At 55.4% G+C, this 17803-nt stretch carries 12 protein-coding genes; 5 read left to right on the forward strand and 7 right to left on the reverse strand.

Translation table 11 applies throughout. The features are described from left to right. Window positions 1-24: 24 nt before the first annotated feature. The gene (locus tag HG66A1_RS19455) at window positions 25-462 is read left to right on the forward strand and encodes a CBS domain-containing protein (RefSeq protein ID WP_145187725.1); all 438 of its coding nucleotides are present in this window, start codon (window positions 25-27) and stop codon (window positions 460-462) included. Between the two features lie 42 nt (window positions 463-504). Next, entirely contained in the window at window positions 505-1179 is a 675-nt protein-coding gene (locus tag HG66A1_RS19460; RefSeq protein WP_145187728.1) for a protein-L-isoaspartate(D-aspartate) O-methyltransferase, read from the forward strand. Between the two features lie 7 nt (window positions 1180-1186). Here the strand turns inward: HG66A1_RS19460 and HG66A1_RS19465 are convergent, their stop codons facing one another. The 3 genes from HG66A1_RS19465 to HG66A1_RS19475 all read right to left on the reverse strand — a co-directional run bounded on the left by HG66A1_RS19465 (window position 1187) and on the right by HG66A1_RS19475 (window position 4968). Beyond that, window positions 1187-2392 (reverse strand): methionine adenosyltransferase, encoded by a 1206-nt coding sequence (locus HG66A1_RS19465; protein ID WP_145187731.1) that lies wholly within the window; start codon window positions 2390-2392, stop codon window positions 1187-1189. A gap of 44 nt (window positions 2393-2436) precedes the next feature. After that, window positions 2437-3384 carry a PAC2 family protein gene (locus HG66A1_RS19470; RefSeq protein ID WP_145187734.1) on the reverse strand — a complete coding sequence of 316 codons (948 nt, stop codon included), beginning with the start codon at window positions 3382-3384 and terminating at the stop codon, window positions 2437-2439. A gap of 102 nt (window positions 3385-3486) precedes the next feature. Further along, window positions 3487-4968: an amidohydrolase gene (locus tag HG66A1_RS19475; protein WP_197996691.1), complete on the reverse strand. Its 1482-nt coding sequence runs from the start codon at window positions 4966-4968 to the stop codon at window positions 3487-3489. A gap of 1170 nt (window positions 4969-6138) precedes the next feature. Between HG66A1_RS19475 and HG66A1_RS19480 the strand changes: the two genes are divergently transcribed. Beyond that, complete coding sequence (locus HG66A1_RS19480) at window positions 6139-6915, forward strand: hypothetical protein (RefSeq protein ID WP_145187740.1); 777 nt, start codon at window positions 6139-6141, stop codon at window positions 6913-6915. 1001 nt (window positions 6916-7916) lie between these two features. Here HG66A1_RS19480 and HG66A1_RS19485 read toward each other — a convergent pair. Next, complete coding sequence (locus HG66A1_RS19485; protein ID WP_145187743.1) at window positions 7917-8486, reverse strand: tetratricopeptide repeat protein; 570 nt, start codon at window positions 8484-8486, stop codon at window positions 7917-7919. An 827-nt stretch (window positions 8487-9313) separates the two neighbouring features. Here HG66A1_RS19485 and HG66A1_RS19490 point away from each other — a divergent pair. After that, window positions 9314-10336 carry a DUF1559 domain-containing protein gene (locus tag HG66A1_RS19490; RefSeq protein ID WP_145187746.1) on the forward strand — a complete coding sequence of 341 codons (1023 nt, stop codon included), beginning with the start codon at window positions 9314-9316 and terminating at the stop codon, window positions 10334-10336. A 70-nt stretch (window positions 10337-10406) separates the two neighbouring features. After that, window positions 10407-10895, forward strand: coding sequence for a hypothetical protein (locus tag HG66A1_RS19495; protein WP_145187749.1), 489 nt, complete (start codon window positions 10407-10409; stop codon window positions 10893-10895). A gap of 445 nt (window positions 10896-11340) precedes the next feature. Here HG66A1_RS19495 and HG66A1_RS19500 read toward each other — a convergent pair whose 3' ends face one another. The 3 genes from HG66A1_RS19500 to HG66A1_RS19510 all read right to left on the reverse strand — a co-directional run bounded on the left by HG66A1_RS19500 (window position 11341) and on the right by HG66A1_RS19510 (window position 17757). After that, entirely contained in the window at window positions 11341-12798 is a 1458-nt protein-coding gene (locus HG66A1_RS19500; RefSeq protein WP_145187752.1) for a DUF1501 domain-containing protein, read from the reverse strand. Between the two features lie 2 nt (window positions 12799-12800). Further along, window positions 12801-15962, reverse strand: coding sequence for a PSD1 and planctomycete cytochrome C domain-containing protein (locus HG66A1_RS19505; RefSeq protein ID WP_145187755.1), 3162 nt, complete (start codon window positions 15960-15962; stop codon window positions 12801-12803). Window positions 15963-16263: 301 nt separating this feature from the next. Continuing rightward, window positions 16264-17757 (reverse strand): aldehyde dehydrogenase family protein, encoded by a 1494-nt coding sequence (locus HG66A1_RS19510; RefSeq protein WP_145042033.1) that lies wholly within the window; start codon window positions 17755-17757, stop codon window positions 16264-16266. Window positions 17758-17803 lie beyond the last annotated feature (46 nt).

The raw sequence follows: 17803 nt of genomic DNA on the forward strand, positions 1-17803 counted from the left end.
CACATTTTTGCAAAGGAGAAAGTCATGACTGCAGGTCGAATTTGCACAAGAGAAGTCGATTTGGTTGATCAAAACGAATCCGTTCAAGTCGCCGCCGAGCGCATGAACTCCCGCAATGTGGGCACGCTCATCGTCCTCGATGAAGAATCCCACCCCATCGGCATGCTCACCGATCGGGACCTCGCACTCCGCGTGGTCGGCAAGGGACGCGACGCCATCGAAACGACCGTCTGTGATATCATGACGCGATTCCCCTATAACATCAGTGAGGACACGTCCATCGAAGCCGCCCTCACGAAAATGAGATCCGGCGGATTCCGACGACTGCCCGTCGTTGATCGGGAGGGCAAGCTGCTTGGCGTCCTGACCCTCGATGACATCCTCGAACTGCTCTGTGAGGAATTCACCGAGATCGGAAAGCTCATCCAGAAAGAAAGCCCGGCCAGCCTGGCCCAACTCTGACCAGGCAGTATCACTCCTCAAACGGAGAATTAACCGTCGAACATGACCAACTCTGATCAGCATTCCGAGACCGACATCTATGAGCACGCACGCGAGCGCATGCTGCGGGAGCATCTGCGGGAACGGGGAATTACCGATCCCCGCGTGTTCCACGCCATGCGCCGCGTTCCCCGGGAAGAGTTCGTCACGCCCGACAACAAACGCTACGCCTACAATGACTGTGCCCTGCCCATCGACTGTCAGCAGACCATCTCGCAACCCTATACCGTCGCCTTCATGTGTCAGGCCGCTCAATTGACAGGCAATGAAAAAGTCCTCGAAATCGGTTGCGGATCCGGTTACGGCGCCGCAGTCCTGTCGCTCCTCGCGCGCGAGGTCCACACCATTGAACGCATCCCTGAATTGGCCGAACAGGCCCGCGTAAAACTGAACCGTCTCGGTTACCACAATGTCCACGTCTATACCGACGATGGCACTCTCGGCGTCCCACAAGCGGCCCCCTTCGATGCCATTATCGTCACCGCAGGCGCCAAAGAACTCCCTCAACCCTACGTCGATCAACTGAACGAAGGCGGTCGCATCATCATTCCCATTGGAGGCGAATACACCGGGCAGACCATGTGCCGCTTTACGCTCCGCCAGGGACACCTCGACGAAGAAAACCTCGGCGGCTTCGCCTTTGTCCCCCTCATCGGTGAATTCGGCTGGGACCGTTGAAGCGTCATCAGTAAACCGGAAATTCTCCGCTCGCTAGTCGTCTGACAAAGTCTTCCATGTTTCTCAGTTGCCGATCGATAATCTCCTGAATCGGCTCTTCCACCTCCTTGAGTTCGACTCCCTCGCTCAGCACCACCTCTGTGCTCACCATCCACGGCTCGCTGATCTCGTGACCAATCTGGCTGCACATCCTCACGATCACTTCCTTGACCGGCTCCAGTTCCTCATGAATCTGCTGCGCCAGTTGATGACACAACACATTATAAATCTTCCCTACATGGCTGAATGGATTCTTCCCGGCCGCCGCTTCTGCACTCATCGGACGATTCAGCGTAATCAAACCATTCACCCGGTTGCCACGCCCCACCTGGCCGCCATCAGCCCCCTCGGCTGAGGTTCCCAGCACGGTCAGATACATGCCGTCCATGCCCCGCTCCGGATTATCCAGGGTGTTGATCGCCAGATCCACGCCGTCCAGTGTTTTGAGCTGCGGTTCCAGAAATGCTGTTAACTCGTCCGCCAGTTCCTTTTTCCGGTCGAAGTAATACTGCACTTCTTCGATATAGCGGTCGACGATCGCTACCGCCAGGGTCAGCTGCAGATGTTTCTCTCTGCGCACTCCCATCACCTTCACATCCTGTCCCGTCTCCGGATACTTCAGCTTGAATTCCTCGGTATTGATGAACCGCTCCGACTCCAGTACCAGTTGCTCAGTCTCGGTGAGCGGTGCAAAACCGACCGCCGCTGAAGTGTCATTCGATAACAACCGTGCCCGCGAGAAGATGTCTGTGAGCTCTGCGGAACCGACGCGCAGCTCATTCTGAAACACCACATGCGTCTCGGTATTGACTAGAGGTAAGTGCGTTTTAATCCACTCCCGGGCACTTTCCAGCGCAATCTCTTCCACGGAAATTCGATGCCCTTCCCACTCAGAGGTTGCGCGATCTCCAATCACCAGTCGCATCGGCGTATGGACGACTCCGCCCCCCAGTTCGGGCTCCGTGTGTCCCGCCACCAGCAACCCTTTATCGATATTGTGATGCAATATCCGTCCCGCCCACTGCAGATAACTCTGCGACAGCGAGATCGAAATCGCTTCCGCAATGCCATCACAGATCGTATCCGGATGACCGATCCCTTTTCGCTCGACGATTTCCACCGCTTTCTCAGCGGTCGTAAGTGGTCCCAGCGATTCCAGGTGAAAATGTTCCATCAGAAAATGGACTCCCTTTGACGTGCTTCCCTGCCTGAACAGGCTCAGCCACGATTTTTAAATAGATCCAGAAAACGATCTTCATAGTCTGCAAAGACCTCCAGGCGATCCAATTCCTGTTTGAGCACATACGCTTTCGAACGGTTCTGCTTCGCTTCTTCAAACAGTTGCTCGATCCGCTGTTCCTCTCCCGGAGTCAGTCTCGGCTGCTCAGGCATTTCAGGCTGCAACGACTCCTCGAACGATTCCGGCTGTTCCGCCTTCTCCCCTATCGACTTTTCGACTTGAGAGAGCAATTCACCCAGTTTCTTCTCCATCGTCTCGGCCTGCTCGACCAGTTCACTGGTTTCAATCTCAATTCCTGAGATCAACCGAAACGCTTTCAATACGGCCAGCGACGCTTTCGGGAAAGGTAACTGCGAAAAAATATGCGGCATCTCTCCCAGCAGACACGTTCCATTCAATCCCTTATCGGCTGCGGCCCCCAGCAGAATCCCGTTCAGTCCGCTGATATTTCCTTCCTGCAGAATCTCCAGATTATTCACCCGCATCTCCTTGAGATCTTCCGCATCCGTCACGGCTGCGAACACGCGCGACTCATGTTCCGGATGCATCCCGGTGGCCATCGCCGCGAACGTGAAGACCCGCTCGATCCCCAGGTCCTGCGCATAAGAGATCATCTTCTTACAGTAGGAATATTTGCCGAACTGAGGCTGGGCCTCTCCGATCAGCACCACCAGGTCATGTTGTTCCTCGGGATCTTTCCACAGAAAAAAGCGACTCCGTGGTCGAATCCCGGTGTGAATCACTCCCCGTTCGACTTCGACATAATCGATGTCGAACAGCTCAGGCGGGGAATACTCGGAAAGCAATTCCATCCCCAATTTAGCCATCAGGTAGTATCCCGCGGTCAGCCCCACATTACCCATCCCGGGCCAGACTGCTATCATCCAGGGCGATTTCAATGCCTGAACGCCATCAATCAAATTCATCTCTCGGTCCTCCTGCTCCAGGTTGTCTGATACTCTGCTTCTGAATTGATCGTAGGCGGGTCTTTACGAAAAACACCTGTTATCGCTCGCACTGTTTCCCGATTATCTGATTTTCACCGGCGGTTTCTGCCCCTTGGGAATCAGTGTAATGTATTTCCGGTCCTTCATTCGTTGATCAAAGTCCGCTTGCGCTTCTTTAACCAGTACCGGATTCTCCAACAGCGCCACCGTCGTTGCCGCCAGGGCTTCCGCTGCATAGAGAATCCCTTTCTCGCCGATGGAAGAACCGATGCAGGCTACGTTCTGCCAGCTGTGCCCGGGATTTCCCGCTGCAAAACAGGTCGTCCGCAGACCACCCGTGGGAATGTGCCAGCTGATGTCCCCCACATCCGTTGAACCCTTGGAAGAAGTTTTCGATTCCAGCAGCGTATGCACCCTGCTGTCGATCGCTACGGGGAATGTCTGCCCGAACTCTTCAATCAGCGGCTGTTGAATCCGGCGGGCAAACGCTTTCTCCTCTGCTGAAAACTCGGGAGGTCCAATCACCGTCAGCTTCTCATGAATCAACTCCGACAACGGCGTATTGGGAATCAGCTCATGATTGTCGGTATCCACCTGAATCGAAAGCTTTGTGCGCGTCATCAGTGCCGCCCCTTTGGCGATATCAACGACCCAGCGATAATACCGTTCCAGGTCTTCATGTGCGTTCGCACGCACATAATACCAGACGGTCGCTTTCGCAGGCACCACGTTGGGCTGTCCCCCGCCATCAATGATCACGTAATGCATCCGGGCGTCTTCTTTAACATGCTCCCGCATATAATTCACGCCCGTATTCATCAGCTCCACCGCGTCCAGGGCACTCACGCCACTCTCCGGACTCACCGACGCATGCGAAGGCAGACCAGTAAACGTAAACTTGACTGAAACAAGCGCCTTCGAACTTCCCAGATGCACATTGGTATTATTTCCGGGATGCCAGTGCAGACAGATATCCAGATCCTCGAACTGACCATCCAGCAGCATATAAACTTTTCCTAGTCCGGTCTCCTCAGCCGGCGTTCCATAAAGTCGCACTGTCCCCTTCAGACCATGTTTGTCCACCGCTTCCTTGACTGCCAGCGCCGCCCCCAACGCCGCGGTTCCCAGACCACTGTGTCCGCAGGCATGACCGGCTCCCCCTTCTGTCTGACTCTCACGATAGGGAACTGTTTTCTGAGACAGCCCCGGCAGCGCATCGTACTCTGCCAGGATCCCGATGATTGGCTTTCCGCTCCCATAACTGGCGACAAACGCGGTCGGCATATCCGCCACTCCGCTTTTGACCTTGAAGCCTTCCGCTTCCAGCTTTTCAATCAGCAGTTGAGATGACTTCGTTTCCTGCAGGCCGACTTCCGCATAATTCCAGATCGACTGGTTCACCGCTTTCAGATCTTCCGCCCGCTGCTGCACATCCTGCACCGCGGTCTGCTGGGCCGTACTCAACGTGCGCTGCTCTTTCTCAGCCGCACTCAGCATCAGACTGCTGCTCGCCAGCAGCAAACCCACGATCGAACCAGTCCACCAGTTATTTTTTACATGCATGATCATTCTGTTCCTCAGAGAAGTGCAGCGCTACAGGTTTGTGTCTCAATTCAGACTAACACAGCCCGTCTCGAAAGTCATCTCATTTCCCCCTCCCGCACTGCAGGATTTTCACTGATGAAATACTGAATAAACAGGACTTGAACCGCCCCTCCCGATGCGTATGCTGGTCTCTTCTGGCTCGCGCGCGAGGCACGTTCACATCCACCAGAACAGTCGGCACCACTGACGAATCAGCAGCTGAACTCACCCCCTTTTTCACTACGAGTCCACCTGTCTCTCCCCAACCGGTTCGCCTTGTCCCCTTCCATTGTTCATGGCACACCAGGACACATTCCGGCCAGACGCGGACAAAATCCGGGACAAAGGGTGACAAAATCCGGCCACATCGGGACAAAATTCTGTCTTGACGCCCCCGCGCCCTTCCACAGAATTCAACATAGAAACAGAACAGCAATTCATTCACGACCAACTCCCATTTGAAAAAGACCAACGCCCCCATGAATCCCCCAATCCAGCTAAAAAAACCTGAGCGGCAAGTCGCTAGGTAGCGTTTATTTAATAGTTTTCTACGTGATCATAAGGTCGACAGCGTTAGCTATGTAAGTATCCACCGTGGCCGAGGGTATGCTGTTACACTTGTTTTCTGGACTTCAACAGCAGAAAAGAAAATTAGCCGCAGGGCGTTAGCCCCGGTTGAAACGTCTTTGGTATATACCATCCGAATTAAGAAACGCTACCTAGCCGCCGGTAACCAGAATAGATGCGGAGTAAATTACTGCCACAAGACGCCATTCAACAAAGAATGATGCGGCACCCGAATAAAATTCGGCCCAAACGCAGCGAGCAGAAAACGGTCAGAGAAACATCGCCAATGATTCATCTTCATCCCCACCTCCACGCATCGATGTAGCACTGTAGGCAAGCCAGAAGACAGCAACAAACAGAAATCATACAAGCCGGCTCCATCCAGAAAAGATGATCATTCAGAACCAGTGACCATCTCGGCTCCTGTTCCTCATTTTTCGTGTCTTTCGTGTATTTCGTGGTAAATACAGATTCATATCATTCAAGGTTTACCAACCCAACCAGAAATGTTTTGCATCTCTCCCCGAAACATTCCAAAATGAAACCATCTCCCACTTCACGCCGTTTCAGAAGGACTCGCTCATGCAACGTCTCCCTCTCGCAGGCCTGGCTGTGCTATTCAGTCTACTCACGCTGCTTTCGCCAGCCCACGCCACCAATGACAACTTTCTGCCCGGCGACTCCTTCTTTCCCTCCAAAGTTCTTTACGAAAATCTGCAAAGACAGGAACAGGAAGCCGAGCCCGTCTATTACTACAACTACATCTGCGAACTCGCTTTCTGTGGCTATGCCGGCTATTCGCAGCTCAAGCTGGATAAACAGAATGAGCAACTGGCGGCAAATATCCGTGAAGCTTATTTACACATTCGCAAAAGCCAGCCGATCAGACTCAGACCCAAAAAGAACGCAAAGCTTCCGCAGAAAAATCAGGGGACACCGAATCTGGACAACTTCTACGAGACCAATGGCCTGAGCATCTTCTTTTACAATGAAGACTACGACTGGCAGCGATTGAAGATTGGCCTCAAGTACAATGAAAACTGGCGCGAGGAAATGAAAAAGTTCATCAACGCCGGTAGGTATTGTGCCTTCGTGAAAAAGGGGGATGCGCTCAAGAGATCAACCACCATGGCAAAGCAGGTCCCCCCACTGAACGTCAAGATCCCCGAGGCGGACATTGAAACCGGTAAGAAAGTCGATCTCCCGCTCACCCCCACAGCCCCCCTCAAAGCCCTGATCCTCTACGACGATAACTACCAGGACTACTATGACATGAAAAACGGCAAGCGCCTGCTGGTAGTCACCAACCAGGGCATCACCCGTTTTGTGATCTACCGCGGAAAATGGAAGCAATACTGATCCATCCAAAGCAATCAAGACAAAAATCCTGAAACCGGGTAAGCCCGAATGCAATTCGGGCCGAGCGCAGCGAGCAGGAAACTGACAGCTCAGGCCCTCAAATAATAAAGCCCGGTTCCCACTACAATTCAGCATCTCGCAAGAATACCTTTTTCGTGTCTTTCGTGTCTTTCGTGCATTTCGTGGTAGCTAAATCAAAAACCGTCAAGATCATTACAGACACAACAGAATGGTATTCAAAAGAACCTGCACAATCTTCCCCTGACAGTTTCCCGTTGTCTCCGACAACCCCGGATTACATCCAGGGCCACCCTTAAGTACTCAACATTCAACGTAGGGGCGGCCCTGTGTGGCCGCCCGCCTGGCGAATCGCAAATCACGCATAACCGCCAAGTGGTCCCAGAAATAACACACAGCAGCACTCACCCCTTTTCGTGCTTTTCGTGGTAGCTAAATCGAAAACATCGAGATCATTACAGACACAACAGAAGGTATTCAAAAGAACCTGCACAGTTTTCCCCTGACAGTTTCCTGTTGTCTGCGACAACCCCGGATTACATCCGGAGCCACCCTTAAGTACTCAACATTCAACGTAGGGGCGGCCCTACGTGGCCGCCCGCCTGGCGAATCGCAAATCACGCATAACCGCCAAGTGGTCCCAGAAAAAATACACAACTGCACTCACCCTTTTTCGTGCTTTTCGTGTCTTTCGTGGTAGCTAAATCGAAAACCATCGAGATGATTACAGAAACAACAGAAGGGTATTCAAAAGAACCTGCACAGTTTCCCCCTGACAGTTTCCCGTTGTCTGCAACACCCCCGGATTACATCCGGAGCCACCCTTAAGTACTCAACATTCAACATAGGGGCGGCCCTGTGTGGCCGCCCGCCTGGCGAATCTCAAATCACGCATAACCGCCAAGTGGTCCCAGAAAACACACAACAGCACTCACCCCTTTTCGTGCTTTTCGTGGTAGCTTAAATTTCGAGCCCTTCGCGGTCTACAACACAATGCCGTCATACCGCAGCACGTATTCCCTGTCGAACACATCCGGCTCCAGCTTCATACCACGCTGACGATCCTGCTCAGCCTTCTCTTCTTCACCTTCGAAGTGATACGCCAGCCAGCGATGGAAATAGCCTTCCCAGTTCTTCGGCGCGAGTTCGATCGCCCGCGAGTAATCGTCGATGGCCAGTTCGACCTTTTCATCGCTCCAGCGGATCAGCCCTCGATGCACATAAATCGTCGCCAGGCGCTCTGCATCGTAACCGGACTGCTTTTCGGCCACCTGAATCGCTATCGTCAGGTCTTCTTCTGCAGATGCGTACCGGCCGACCCCCATGTAAAGCAGCGCACGCGCAAACCGGGCATCCGCGTCGCGGGGGTTATCATCAATCGCCACATTGAAGCGGGCCTGCTGCGACTCAAAATCGTAAACGCCATCCTGGGGCGTAAAGTCGGTCAACGGCCGATAGAGCTCAGGCTTGGGCATCGGAACGGGGATGCACGCTGAAAGACAACACATCAGCAATAGCCCACCCGACAGCAGGCGGAAAGACAAATTCAGCATCACATCACAATCCTTGTTCGACCGCAGCCCCGGAACATTTCCACCTAATCCCAATCAGGACAACATGTTACAGCAGAAACATTTCCTGTAGGCAACCGGCAGCAGTAACCCCCTCCGCGCGTAATGTAAACCAGAACCCTGTGTTACCGCAAGACGATTCATTTCCCGCAGAATTTGCGCAGAAGTAGGGGCGGCCCTATGTGGCCGCCCGCCTGGAGACACACAACTCGCTCTCTCCCGTCTGCTGGGTCCAGCAAACACGTACAATTCAGCAGCCCCTCTTTTTTCATGTCTTTCGTGCCTTTCGTGGTAGCTGAATCGAAAACCGTCGAGGTCTTTACAGAAAAATAGAATGGTATTCAAAAGAACCTGCACAGTTTTCCCCTGACAGTTTCCAGTTGTCTTCAACAACCCCAGCTTACATCCAGATCCCCCTTGAGTACTCAACATTCAACGTAGGGGCGGCCCCATGTGGCCGCCCGCCTGGCGATGCATCACTTGCTCTCTCCCATCAGCCGGGTCCAGCGAACACGCGCAATTCACCAGCCACTCTTTTTTCGTGCTTTTCGTGACTTTCGTGGTAGCCCCTTCCCTCCTCCTTAGTGGTCAAGGCTCGCTCACCAGACCTCCACATTAACAACCGGTTAATGATCGATGAATAAACGCTGCTCAGGTCACAATGATATTGAACGTCAAATCCAGCCTCGATAGCGTATCTCTCTGAAGGTGATTCCCCGCAATCCTGATGATTGCTTCAGCAGATACATCCGACCTCAGGTCGGCGTTATTTATCTTTCACATCCCTTCTGTCAAACAAGGAACACGCGATGCGAAACCGTAGCTTCAGCCGTTTTCTTTCCGGCTCTCATCAACGTCATGCATTTACTTTGATTGAACTGCTGGTCGTCATTGCCATCATCGCCATCCTGATTGCCCTGCTCCTCCCCGCAGTCCAGCAGGCACGCGAAGCCGCCCGACGATCAACCTGCAAGAACAACCTCAAGCAACTGGCACTGGCGTTACATAATTATCACTCAACTCACAATCTGTTTCCTCCCGGCAGTGTGAACGGTGCCGGCGACAATCCCAATGGCGCCCACGGTTCCGGAGCAGTCGCCATCGGTGCCTCCTGGGCTCTGTTGATCCTGCCGGACATGGAACAGTCAGCGATGTTCGACGATGTAATGACGATCGCCAACGAACGCAACGAAGTTCAGGACTGGCTGGGGAACGGAACCTATACCTCTCAGGGTATGTTGGTCGGCAGCAAACAGGTTAACTTCATGCTCTGTCCTTCGCACCCGAAAAACACCGAAGAGTTTGCCAATGGAACAGGACTGGAAAATCTGGCCCGAGGCAATTACTGCGCCAATTACGGTAAAGCGGGTTACGGACGTGTCCATACCAACGACGGCAAAGTCGGCGGCGTCTTCGGCAATAATTCCAGCCTCGCCATGCGGGATATCATTGACGGCACCTCCAATACTCTGGCACTCAGCGAACTGAAGTTTCGACTGCAGAGTTCAACGGGACCATCCAGTCAGGACACCCGCGGCACCTGGCCCTACGGCGTCATGGGAGCGAATATTTTCAGTACTCAGACCAGCCCCAACAGTTCTGCACCCGATGGAATCTGGGGGTGTCGCAGCTATCCCGAAGAAGGCATGCCCTGCGTCCAGATCGGTTCCCCTTATACCGAAATGTACTCCGCAGCCCGCAGCTACCATACCGGGGGCGTTCAGGGAGCGATGGCCGATGGTTCGGTACGATTCTTTTCCGACAACATCGACCTCCTGATCTGGCAGGCCATCAGCACACGCGGCGGGCGCGAAGTCATCGAAGACCTGTAAACTCACTCTCAGCGTTTCGCTACTCTGAAGAGTTGGATCACAGTTCCACCGTTCTCATGAAAGGCTCAGCATGATCTCTTTTCTGTCACTCAGAAGCGCCGTCTGCCTCTCCCTCTGTCTGGCCGCCTCACTCGTGGGATGTGGTAACGGCGACAGAGTGACCGTCTATCCCACTAAAGGGGTCGTGCTCTTCGAAGGCAAGCCGATGGCCGGAGGCGGGGCCATTACCTTTGTCCCCCTCACGGCCCTGGAAGGTAAGGCTGCAGGGGGCGTCATCAAAGAAGATGGCACCTTTGTCATGTCGACGTATGAAGAGGGAGATGGATCCATCGCCGGCGAGTTTCGGGTCATGATCCACCAGTCAACAATGCAGGAACCGGAAACCACTCCCGATGCAGACGGTAAAGCGGCGGCTTCCCGTTCCGAACCAACCCAAACCGTCGCCAAGGACGCCCAGATCCCGCGCGTCTACTCAGATCCGAACCAGTCCCCCCTGACCGTCAAAGTAGATCCAAACGGATCAAACGAAGCACTCAGCCTCGAACTCAAACGGATGTAACTAACCTGAAGTGCGACATAAGACAGTCTGGGTGGGCCAGAATAAAATCCGGGCCGAGCGCAGCGAGCAGGAAACCGACAGCTCATTCTCCCCAGCCAGAAGGCCTCTGCCCACCCCAACACTTTCGTGTCTTTCGTGCCTTTCGTGGTAGCTTAATCGAAAACCATCGAGGTCATTACAGACACAAAAGAATGGTATTCGAAAGAACCCGCACAGGTTCCCCTGACAGTTTCCCGTTGTCTCCGACAACCCCGGATTACATCCAGATCTCCCCTTGAGTACTCAACTTTCGACGTAGGGGCGGCCCTATGTGGCCGCCCGCCTGGCGAAGCATAACTCGCTCTCTCCCGTCAGCCGGGCCCAGCGAACACGCGCAATCCACCAGCACTTTTTTCGTGAATTTCGTGCTTTTCGTGGTAGCAAAACCATTCGCGTATTTCGAGGTTCAACTCAACAGGTCATGTTTCACATGCGCCTCTTCCACCCCGGTCAACCGCGCATCCAGGCCGCGATACTTAAACGTCAGTCGGCGATGGTCGATCCCCATGCAGTGCAGGATCGTCGCGTTCATGTCCCGAATATGCAACGGGTTCTCGACGACGTTATAACAGAAGTCATCGGTCTTCCCGTATTCGAAACCACGCTTAATCCCGCCACCCGCCATCCAGATCGAGAAGCAGCGTCCATGATGGTCCCGGCCGGCACTCGGGCTGCCGATGGCACCCTGGCTGTAAACGGTCCGGCCGAATTCGCCTCCCCAGATCACCAGCGTCTCATCCAGCAGCCCCCTCTGTTTGAGATCCTTGATCAACGCCGCGGAGGGCTGATCCACGTCCAGGCACTGGTTCGGCAGCTGGCTCTTCAGCGACACGTGCTGATCCCAGCCCCGGTGGAACAGTTGCACAAACCGCACACCACGTTCAGTCATCCGGCGGGCCAGCAGGCAATTCGCTGCGAAGCTCCCTGGCTTCCGAGATTCGGGTCCGTACATTTCAAACGTTTTCTGCGTCTCACTCGAGAGGTCCATCAGATCGGGGACCGAGGTCTGCATCCGATAAGCCATTTCGTACGAGTTGATGCGGGCCTGGATTTCCGGATCGCCAATCTCTTCCGCCTGTCCCCGGTTCAAAGTCGCCAGGTCGTCCAGCAGCTTCCTCCGCTGTTTACGGTCGATGCCCGCCGGGTTGGAGAGGTATAGCACCGGACTCGAACCGGGCCGCAGCTTCACTCCCTGGTGACTGGGGGGCAGATATCCCGAACCCCACAACCGGTCAAACAGCGGCTGCCCCGGATTTTTCCCCGTCCCCTGTGACAGCATCACCATGTAAGCGGGCAGATTTTCGTTTTCACTTCCGAGTCCGTAACTCAACCAGGCGCCCATGCTCGCATGGCCGATCTGCTGTGATCCCGTATTGATATAGGTGATCGCCGGATCGTGATTGATGGCCTCGGTATTTACCGATTTGACAATCGTAATATCATCGGCAATCGTCTGAGTGTGCGGCAGCTGTTCGCTGATCCACGTCTGATGCTCTCCACACTGTTTCATCTCCCAGAACGGCGCGACGACGGGAAACGACTTCTGTCGGGCCGTCATGCCGGTCACACGTTGGGTCCCCTTTACGGAATCGGGTAGATCCGAACCGTGCAGCTTCCGCAATACAGGCTTGTAATCGAAAAGGTCCACATGCGAAGGACCGCCCGACTGAAACAGGTAAATGATCCGCTTCGCCCGGGGTGCGACCTGTTGGACCGCAGCCGGAATCGCCTCTGCGGAAGCACTCTGGTTGAACAGTTCCGGATAGAGCAGGCTCGCTAATGCCGCCCCGCCAATGCCGCGGGCTGAGCGTCCCAGCAGTGTCCGTCGTGTCAGATTACGTTCGTATTCAAATACCGGGTCCATGCTTACCCTCGCGTCATAAATTCATAAGTGTTGAACAGCATACTCCCCACGGTCGTCCATGCCGCGACTTCCGCCGGGTTCAGACTCGCATCGCTCGTCGATTCCCCCTGCGACAACAGCGATCGCGCCGCTGCAGGTGCCGCCTGGTAGTTTTTCAGCTCGCGCTGATAAGCAGCCAGCGTGGTCTCTAACTCCCACTCCGCCGGCGGTCGTCCCAGGGCTTCGCGGAACGCAAACGTGATTCGTTCCTCGGGTGAGGTCCCCCCTTCCAGCATGATGCGCTCCGCGAACTTGCGAGACGCTTCCACGAACTGCACATCATTCAACAGCACCAGTGACTGCAGCGGCGTATTCGTACGGGCCCGACTCACCAGGCAGACTTCGCGGTTCGGGGCATCGAAGGTCTGCATATTTGGCGGCGGCACCGTCCGCTTCCAGTATGTATACATGCTTCGGCGATACAGTTTTTCGCCGTGATCCTGCACAAAGACCTGCGCAGTCGCCGGCGAACTGCCGTAATGGCTCACTTCCCGCCACAACCCTTCCGGCTGATAGGGGTTCACACTCGCCCCGCCCACACGCTCGACCAGCAGCCCGGAGACTTTCAATGTCGCATCCCGAATTGCTTCCGCCTGCAGCCGGAACCGGGCACCTCGGGCCAGCAGTCGGTTCTGTGGATCCTCTTTCCAGAGCTCGGGTGTTCCCGCTGAGGACTGACGATAGGTCGCCGACATCAGAATCTGCTTCATGATGTGTTTCACATTCCAGCCCGATTCATAAAGCTCCACCGCCAGCCAGTCCAGCAGCCGCGGATGTGTCGGCGGATCTCCCTGCGAACCGAAGTCAGCGGACGTCGAGACAATTCCCTGGCCAAACAGCATTTCCCAGAACCGGTTCACAGCGACCCGGGTTACCAGCGGATTCTCACGCGAGGTCAGCCATTTTGCCAGTGCCAGGCGGTCCTCCGATTCCTGTTGAGCCGCCCCCGGCAGGAAGCCAGGCACGCCCATCGACACTTTTTCGGTCGGTTGATCGTACTGCCCCCGATTCAGAATGAAGGTTTCCCGCGGCTTTTTGGCCGTGTTCATAACCATCGTCTCAAACGAATCGGTCAGCATCTTGCGGCGTTCTTTGAGATTCTCCCGCTGATAGCGCAGATTCTCGAGCTCGGGAGCGATCCCACTATAGTAAGCTTTCAGGGCCGCCGTCTGTTTCTCATCGCGGTCCGTCGCATCCGTCGCCAGGATCTGCTGAATCGCTTCGGGAATGATGGTCCCGTCATCGGTCCCGGTCATCCCGAAAACCTGGTAATCACCGGCCATCAACGCCTCGCGTCCGCCAAACTGACCGCCACCCCAGACCAGCATGACCGTAATATACTTCGAATCCTTCGTATCGTAAGGCTGATCGAAGGTCACTGTCAGATGTTGCTGCTGCTTGTTTTCCGGTGCGGGTGACCAGCCGTTGTGATCCCGCGGATCGAGACAGTCAGCTGCCGGGTAATCGGGGTGAGATCGGCTCGCGGTGATCTTCGAGACATTCAACATCGCATACAGATCGAGCTGATCCGAGGGAATCGCGGTTCCCGATGCAGCAAAGCTGGTCAGAATGAAGCCTCCCGGAAACGACTCTTTCTTACCGTGACCAATGCCCCCTTCGGGCAGTTTCTCGTTCGGGTAAAACACGATCCGCAAGCCATCCAGTTGGTCGACGTCTGCGCCGACTTTCAGCGAAATCGAAGGCGACCGACCACTGGCTGCCAGCGCCAGCACATGCCCCTCGTCGCTGACCTCAAAGGCACTCCGCGTATTGGGATCAGACACCTTGACCACACTCAGTTCGTGCAGCTTCAGGTCTTTGCCCCGCTGTTCAAGTTCCTGTTTCGTCTGGGCGACCCAGGCAGCCAGTTGTGTTTCATCCGGATGCGCAAGAGCCTGTTCGACCTGCGCCAGTTCCTGATCCAACGACTTCAGTTCTTCCGCCGCGAAGGACAGCTGCGTCTTCACCGCCAGCTTGGGACCAGCGTTGATTCCGCTGTTCCCATCCAGCCCGCGATCGTCGAGGCGATTGAAATAGGCGTAGAACTGGTAGAAGTCCTTCATCGTAATCGGGTCGTATTTATGATTATGACACTGGGCACATCCCATCGTGAGTCCCAGGAAGACTTCCGACGTCGTCTTCACCCGGTCGACGGTGTAGTTGACCAGGTTCTCTTCGGGAATCGTCCCCCCTTCGTGCGTAATCATGTGATTGCGGTTGAAGCCCGTCGCCACTTGCTGCCAGGGGGTCGCATTCGGTAACAGGTCACCGGCAATCTGTTCGGTAATGAATTCGTTGTACGGTTTATTCTTGTGGAATGCATCGATCACCCAGTCCCGCCAGAGCCACATGTGGCGGCCCCCATCAATCGAGTAACCGTTCGTATCCGCATAGCGGGCCAGGTCGAGCCACTTCAGCGTCATCCGCTCTGCATACTCGGGAGTCTCCAGCAGACGATCAATCAGTTTCTCGTAAGCCTGGGGGTCCTTTGAATTCACAAACGCGTCGACTTCCTCAGCCGTGGGTGGCAGCCCCAGCAGATCCAGGTAGAGCCGACGCACCAGGGTCCGGCGGTCCGCTTCCGGGGAGGGTTTGAGCCCTTCCTTTTCCAGTCGCGACAGGACGAAGTAATCAATCGCATTCCGCGGCCAGTCGGCCTGTTTGACTTTCGGCAGCTTTGCCCGTTCCGGTTTTACGTAGGCCCAGTGCTCCTGCCACGCGGCTCCCGACTGCACCCAGCGTTTGATCAATTCGATCTCTTCCGGCTTGAGTGACTTGCCCGAATCCGCAGGCGGCATTTTGATATCATCGTCTGTCGAGATAATCCGCTCGATCAGGGCACTCTCATTCAGCTTGCCCGGCACAATCGCAGAGGCAAACGCCCCCGCTTTGGTATCCAGTCGCAGATCGGCCTCGCGATGCTTTTCATCGGGACCGTGACAGAAGAAACAGTTGTTGGATAGAATCGGACGGATATCGCGATTGAAATCGATGCCCACATCGGCCGCACCGGCTTCGACCGTCGTCGTCGGTTTCGACTTCGGATCTGCCTCGGCAAACAGTGACAGACAGGTAACGCCGACCGCCAGTACGAGCAGCCCGCTTCGCAGCAAAAGGGAACGCATACTTCATGCCCCGTAGATGATCATCTTACAGCGATGCTGGTGCGTCTCTCAGAAGCCGAACCATGCCATCATGGTCCGGGAGAACAGGTGGGTCCCAGCGAGTGCATCGCTAATATTGATCTTAGAGGCGCCGGATAAGGCCTGTCAAGCAATGTTCGCGTGAACGCCAACTAATTAGCCGGCCTGCAGTTAAATCCGCTATTTCAGGCGAAAAACAGTCAAGCTGCGCAATAAAAAACGCCCCACAGATCTCACCCGGAGAATCGACCTGCAGGGCGTTTCAGTTCAGTTACACATCGCCTTACAGCGGACGAACCACCGATAGGCTTCGCCAGTAATCAAACAGCGTTTCCACGGAGAGCACTCCGCCCCCCATGCCACTCTTGTTGATCCCGGCGTAAGGCACGCCATGTGCGAACACATTATGAGCGTTGATCCAGCTGTTGCCGGCACACATCGCTTCCGCCACACGTGACGCCCGGCTCAGGTCAGAAGTCCAGACGCTGTTCGCCAGACCGTAGTCGGTCGAGTTGGTCATCTGAATCGCCTGCTCTTCGGTCTTGAACGGAGCCAGGTAGGCCACAGGCCCGAAGATCTCTTCGCGAGCCGCCACGTTATCCAGCGAACCGGCCATCAACGCGGGCTTCACATAGTAACCTTCATAACCGGGCACCTCAGCAGCGCCCCCTTCGAGCACGCATTCAGCTCCCTCGGCCTGCCCCTTCTCCAGGTAAGACAGCACCCGCTGATGCTGCTTCGCATTGACCACTGGACCCATCTGGCTGTCTTCATTCAGCTGATAACCAACCTGCACCTTCTTCAGACGATCAACACATTCACTCACAAAGTGATCGTAAATGTTTTCGTCAATCAACCAGCGGGTCGCATCACAGCAGACCTGACCGGTGTGGAAGGTGATCGCATTCACCAGCTTCTGAGCCGTATCGGGAACATCGACGTCACTGAAGACCACCGCAGCCCCTTTGCCGCCCAGCTCCAGTTTGACGGGCACCAGATTCGCACCGCAGGACTCCGCCACCAGGCGACCGACTTCGGGCGATCCGGTAAACGACATCCGCTTCAGTTTGGGATTCCCCGACAGCGCCGCTCCGGCGACCGCCCCGTAACCGGGCACAACGTTGATCACGCCATCCGGAATACCGGCTTCTTTCGCCAGGCGAGCCAGGTAGATGGCCGACATCGGCGTATCTTCCGCCGGTTTGATGACCACGGTATTCCCCGCTGCCAGTGCCGGAGCAATCCCCCAGCCGATCAGCAGGAAGGGGAAGTTCCACGGGAAGATAAATCCGCAGGCCCCGTAAGGCTGACGCACGGTCCAGGCTTCGTGCTGAGGAACGGCCAGAACCGATCGTCGCTGCACGTGCTGCGCCAGGTCGGCGAAGTACCGCATCGTATCGACGAAGTTCTGCACATCCCCCTGGGCCTGGGCTTCAATCTTACCGGCGTCCAGCGCTTCGAGCTGGGCAATCATCGGCTTGTGTTTTTCGACGGCGTCTGCCAGGCGATGCAGCAGAGCGCTGCGTTCGTTCTGAGGCATTTCGGCCCAGCCGGTCTTGCGGAAAGCGGCATCAGCCACATCCACGGCCATGTCGATGTCGCCCGGCTGAAAGCTGAAGACTTCTGCCAGCTGTTTGCCCGATCCCGGATCTGACGTCACGAACGTTTCGCCGCCCGCAGATTCGACCTCTTTCCCCCCGACGACTCCCTTCAGCGTCCCCTCTTCCAGAAAGGCTTTGACTTCGGGATACAGTTCACTGGCTGTTGTGGTTGACATCGCGCGCTCCTGTTCAATGTGATGAAGAATCGATTGCGTCAGCCCG

Origin of the sequence: Gimesia chilikensis, assembly GCF_007744075.1 — a bacterium.
In the GTDB taxonomy this organism is placed as follows: Bacteria; Planctomycetota; Planctomycetia; order Planctomycetales; family Planctomycetaceae; genus Gimesia; species Gimesia chilikensis_A.

Excerpts from the sequence above, each read along its gene's own strand:
- HG66A1_RS19500 (WP_145187752.1), bottom strand. The coding sequence starts at position 12,798 with ATGGACCCGGTATTTGAATACGAACGTAATCTGACACGACGGACACTG.
- HG66A1_RS19470 (WP_145187734.1), bottom strand. The coding sequence starts at position 3,384 with ATGAATTTGATTGATGGCGTTCAGGCATTGAAATCGCCCTGGATGATA.
- HG66A1_RS19475 (WP_197996691.1), bottom strand. The coding sequence starts at position 4,968 with ATGCATGTAAAAAATAACTGGTGGACTGGTTCGATCGTGGGTTTGCTG.
- HG66A1_RS19460 (WP_145187728.1), top strand. The coding sequence starts at position 505 with ATGACCAACTCTGATCAGCATTCCGAGACCGACATCTATGAGCACGCA.
- HG66A1_RS19505 (WP_145187755.1), bottom strand. The coding sequence starts at position 15,962 with ATGCGTTCCCTTTTGCTGCGAAGCGGGCTGCTCGTACTGGCGGTCGGC.
- HG66A1_RS19480 (WP_145187740.1), top strand. The coding sequence starts at position 6,139 with ATGCAACGTCTCCCTCTCGCAGGCCTGGCTGTGCTATTCAGTCTACTC.
- HG66A1_RS19510 (WP_145042033.1), bottom strand. The coding sequence starts at position 17,757 with ATGTCAACCACAACAGCCAGTGAACTGTATCCCGAAGTCAAAGCCTTT.
- HG66A1_RS19465 (WP_145187731.1), bottom strand. The coding sequence starts at position 2,392 with ATGGAACATTTTCACCTGGAATCGCTGGGACCACTTACGACCGCTGAG.
- HG66A1_RS19485 (WP_145187743.1), bottom strand. The coding sequence starts at position 8,486 with ATGCTGAATTTGTCTTTCCGCCTGCTGTCGGGTGGGCTATTGCTGATG.
- HG66A1_RS19455 (WP_145187725.1), top strand. The coding sequence starts at position 25 with ATGACTGCAGGTCGAATTTGCACAAGAGAAGTCGATTTGGTTGATCAA.
- HG66A1_RS19490 (WP_145187746.1), top strand. The coding sequence starts at position 9,314 with ATGCGAAACCGTAGCTTCAGCCGTTTTCTTTCCGGCTCTCATCAACGT.
- HG66A1_RS19495 (WP_145187749.1), top strand. The coding sequence starts at position 10,407 with ATGATCTCTTTTCTGTCACTCAGAAGCGCCGTCTGCCTCTCCCTCTGT.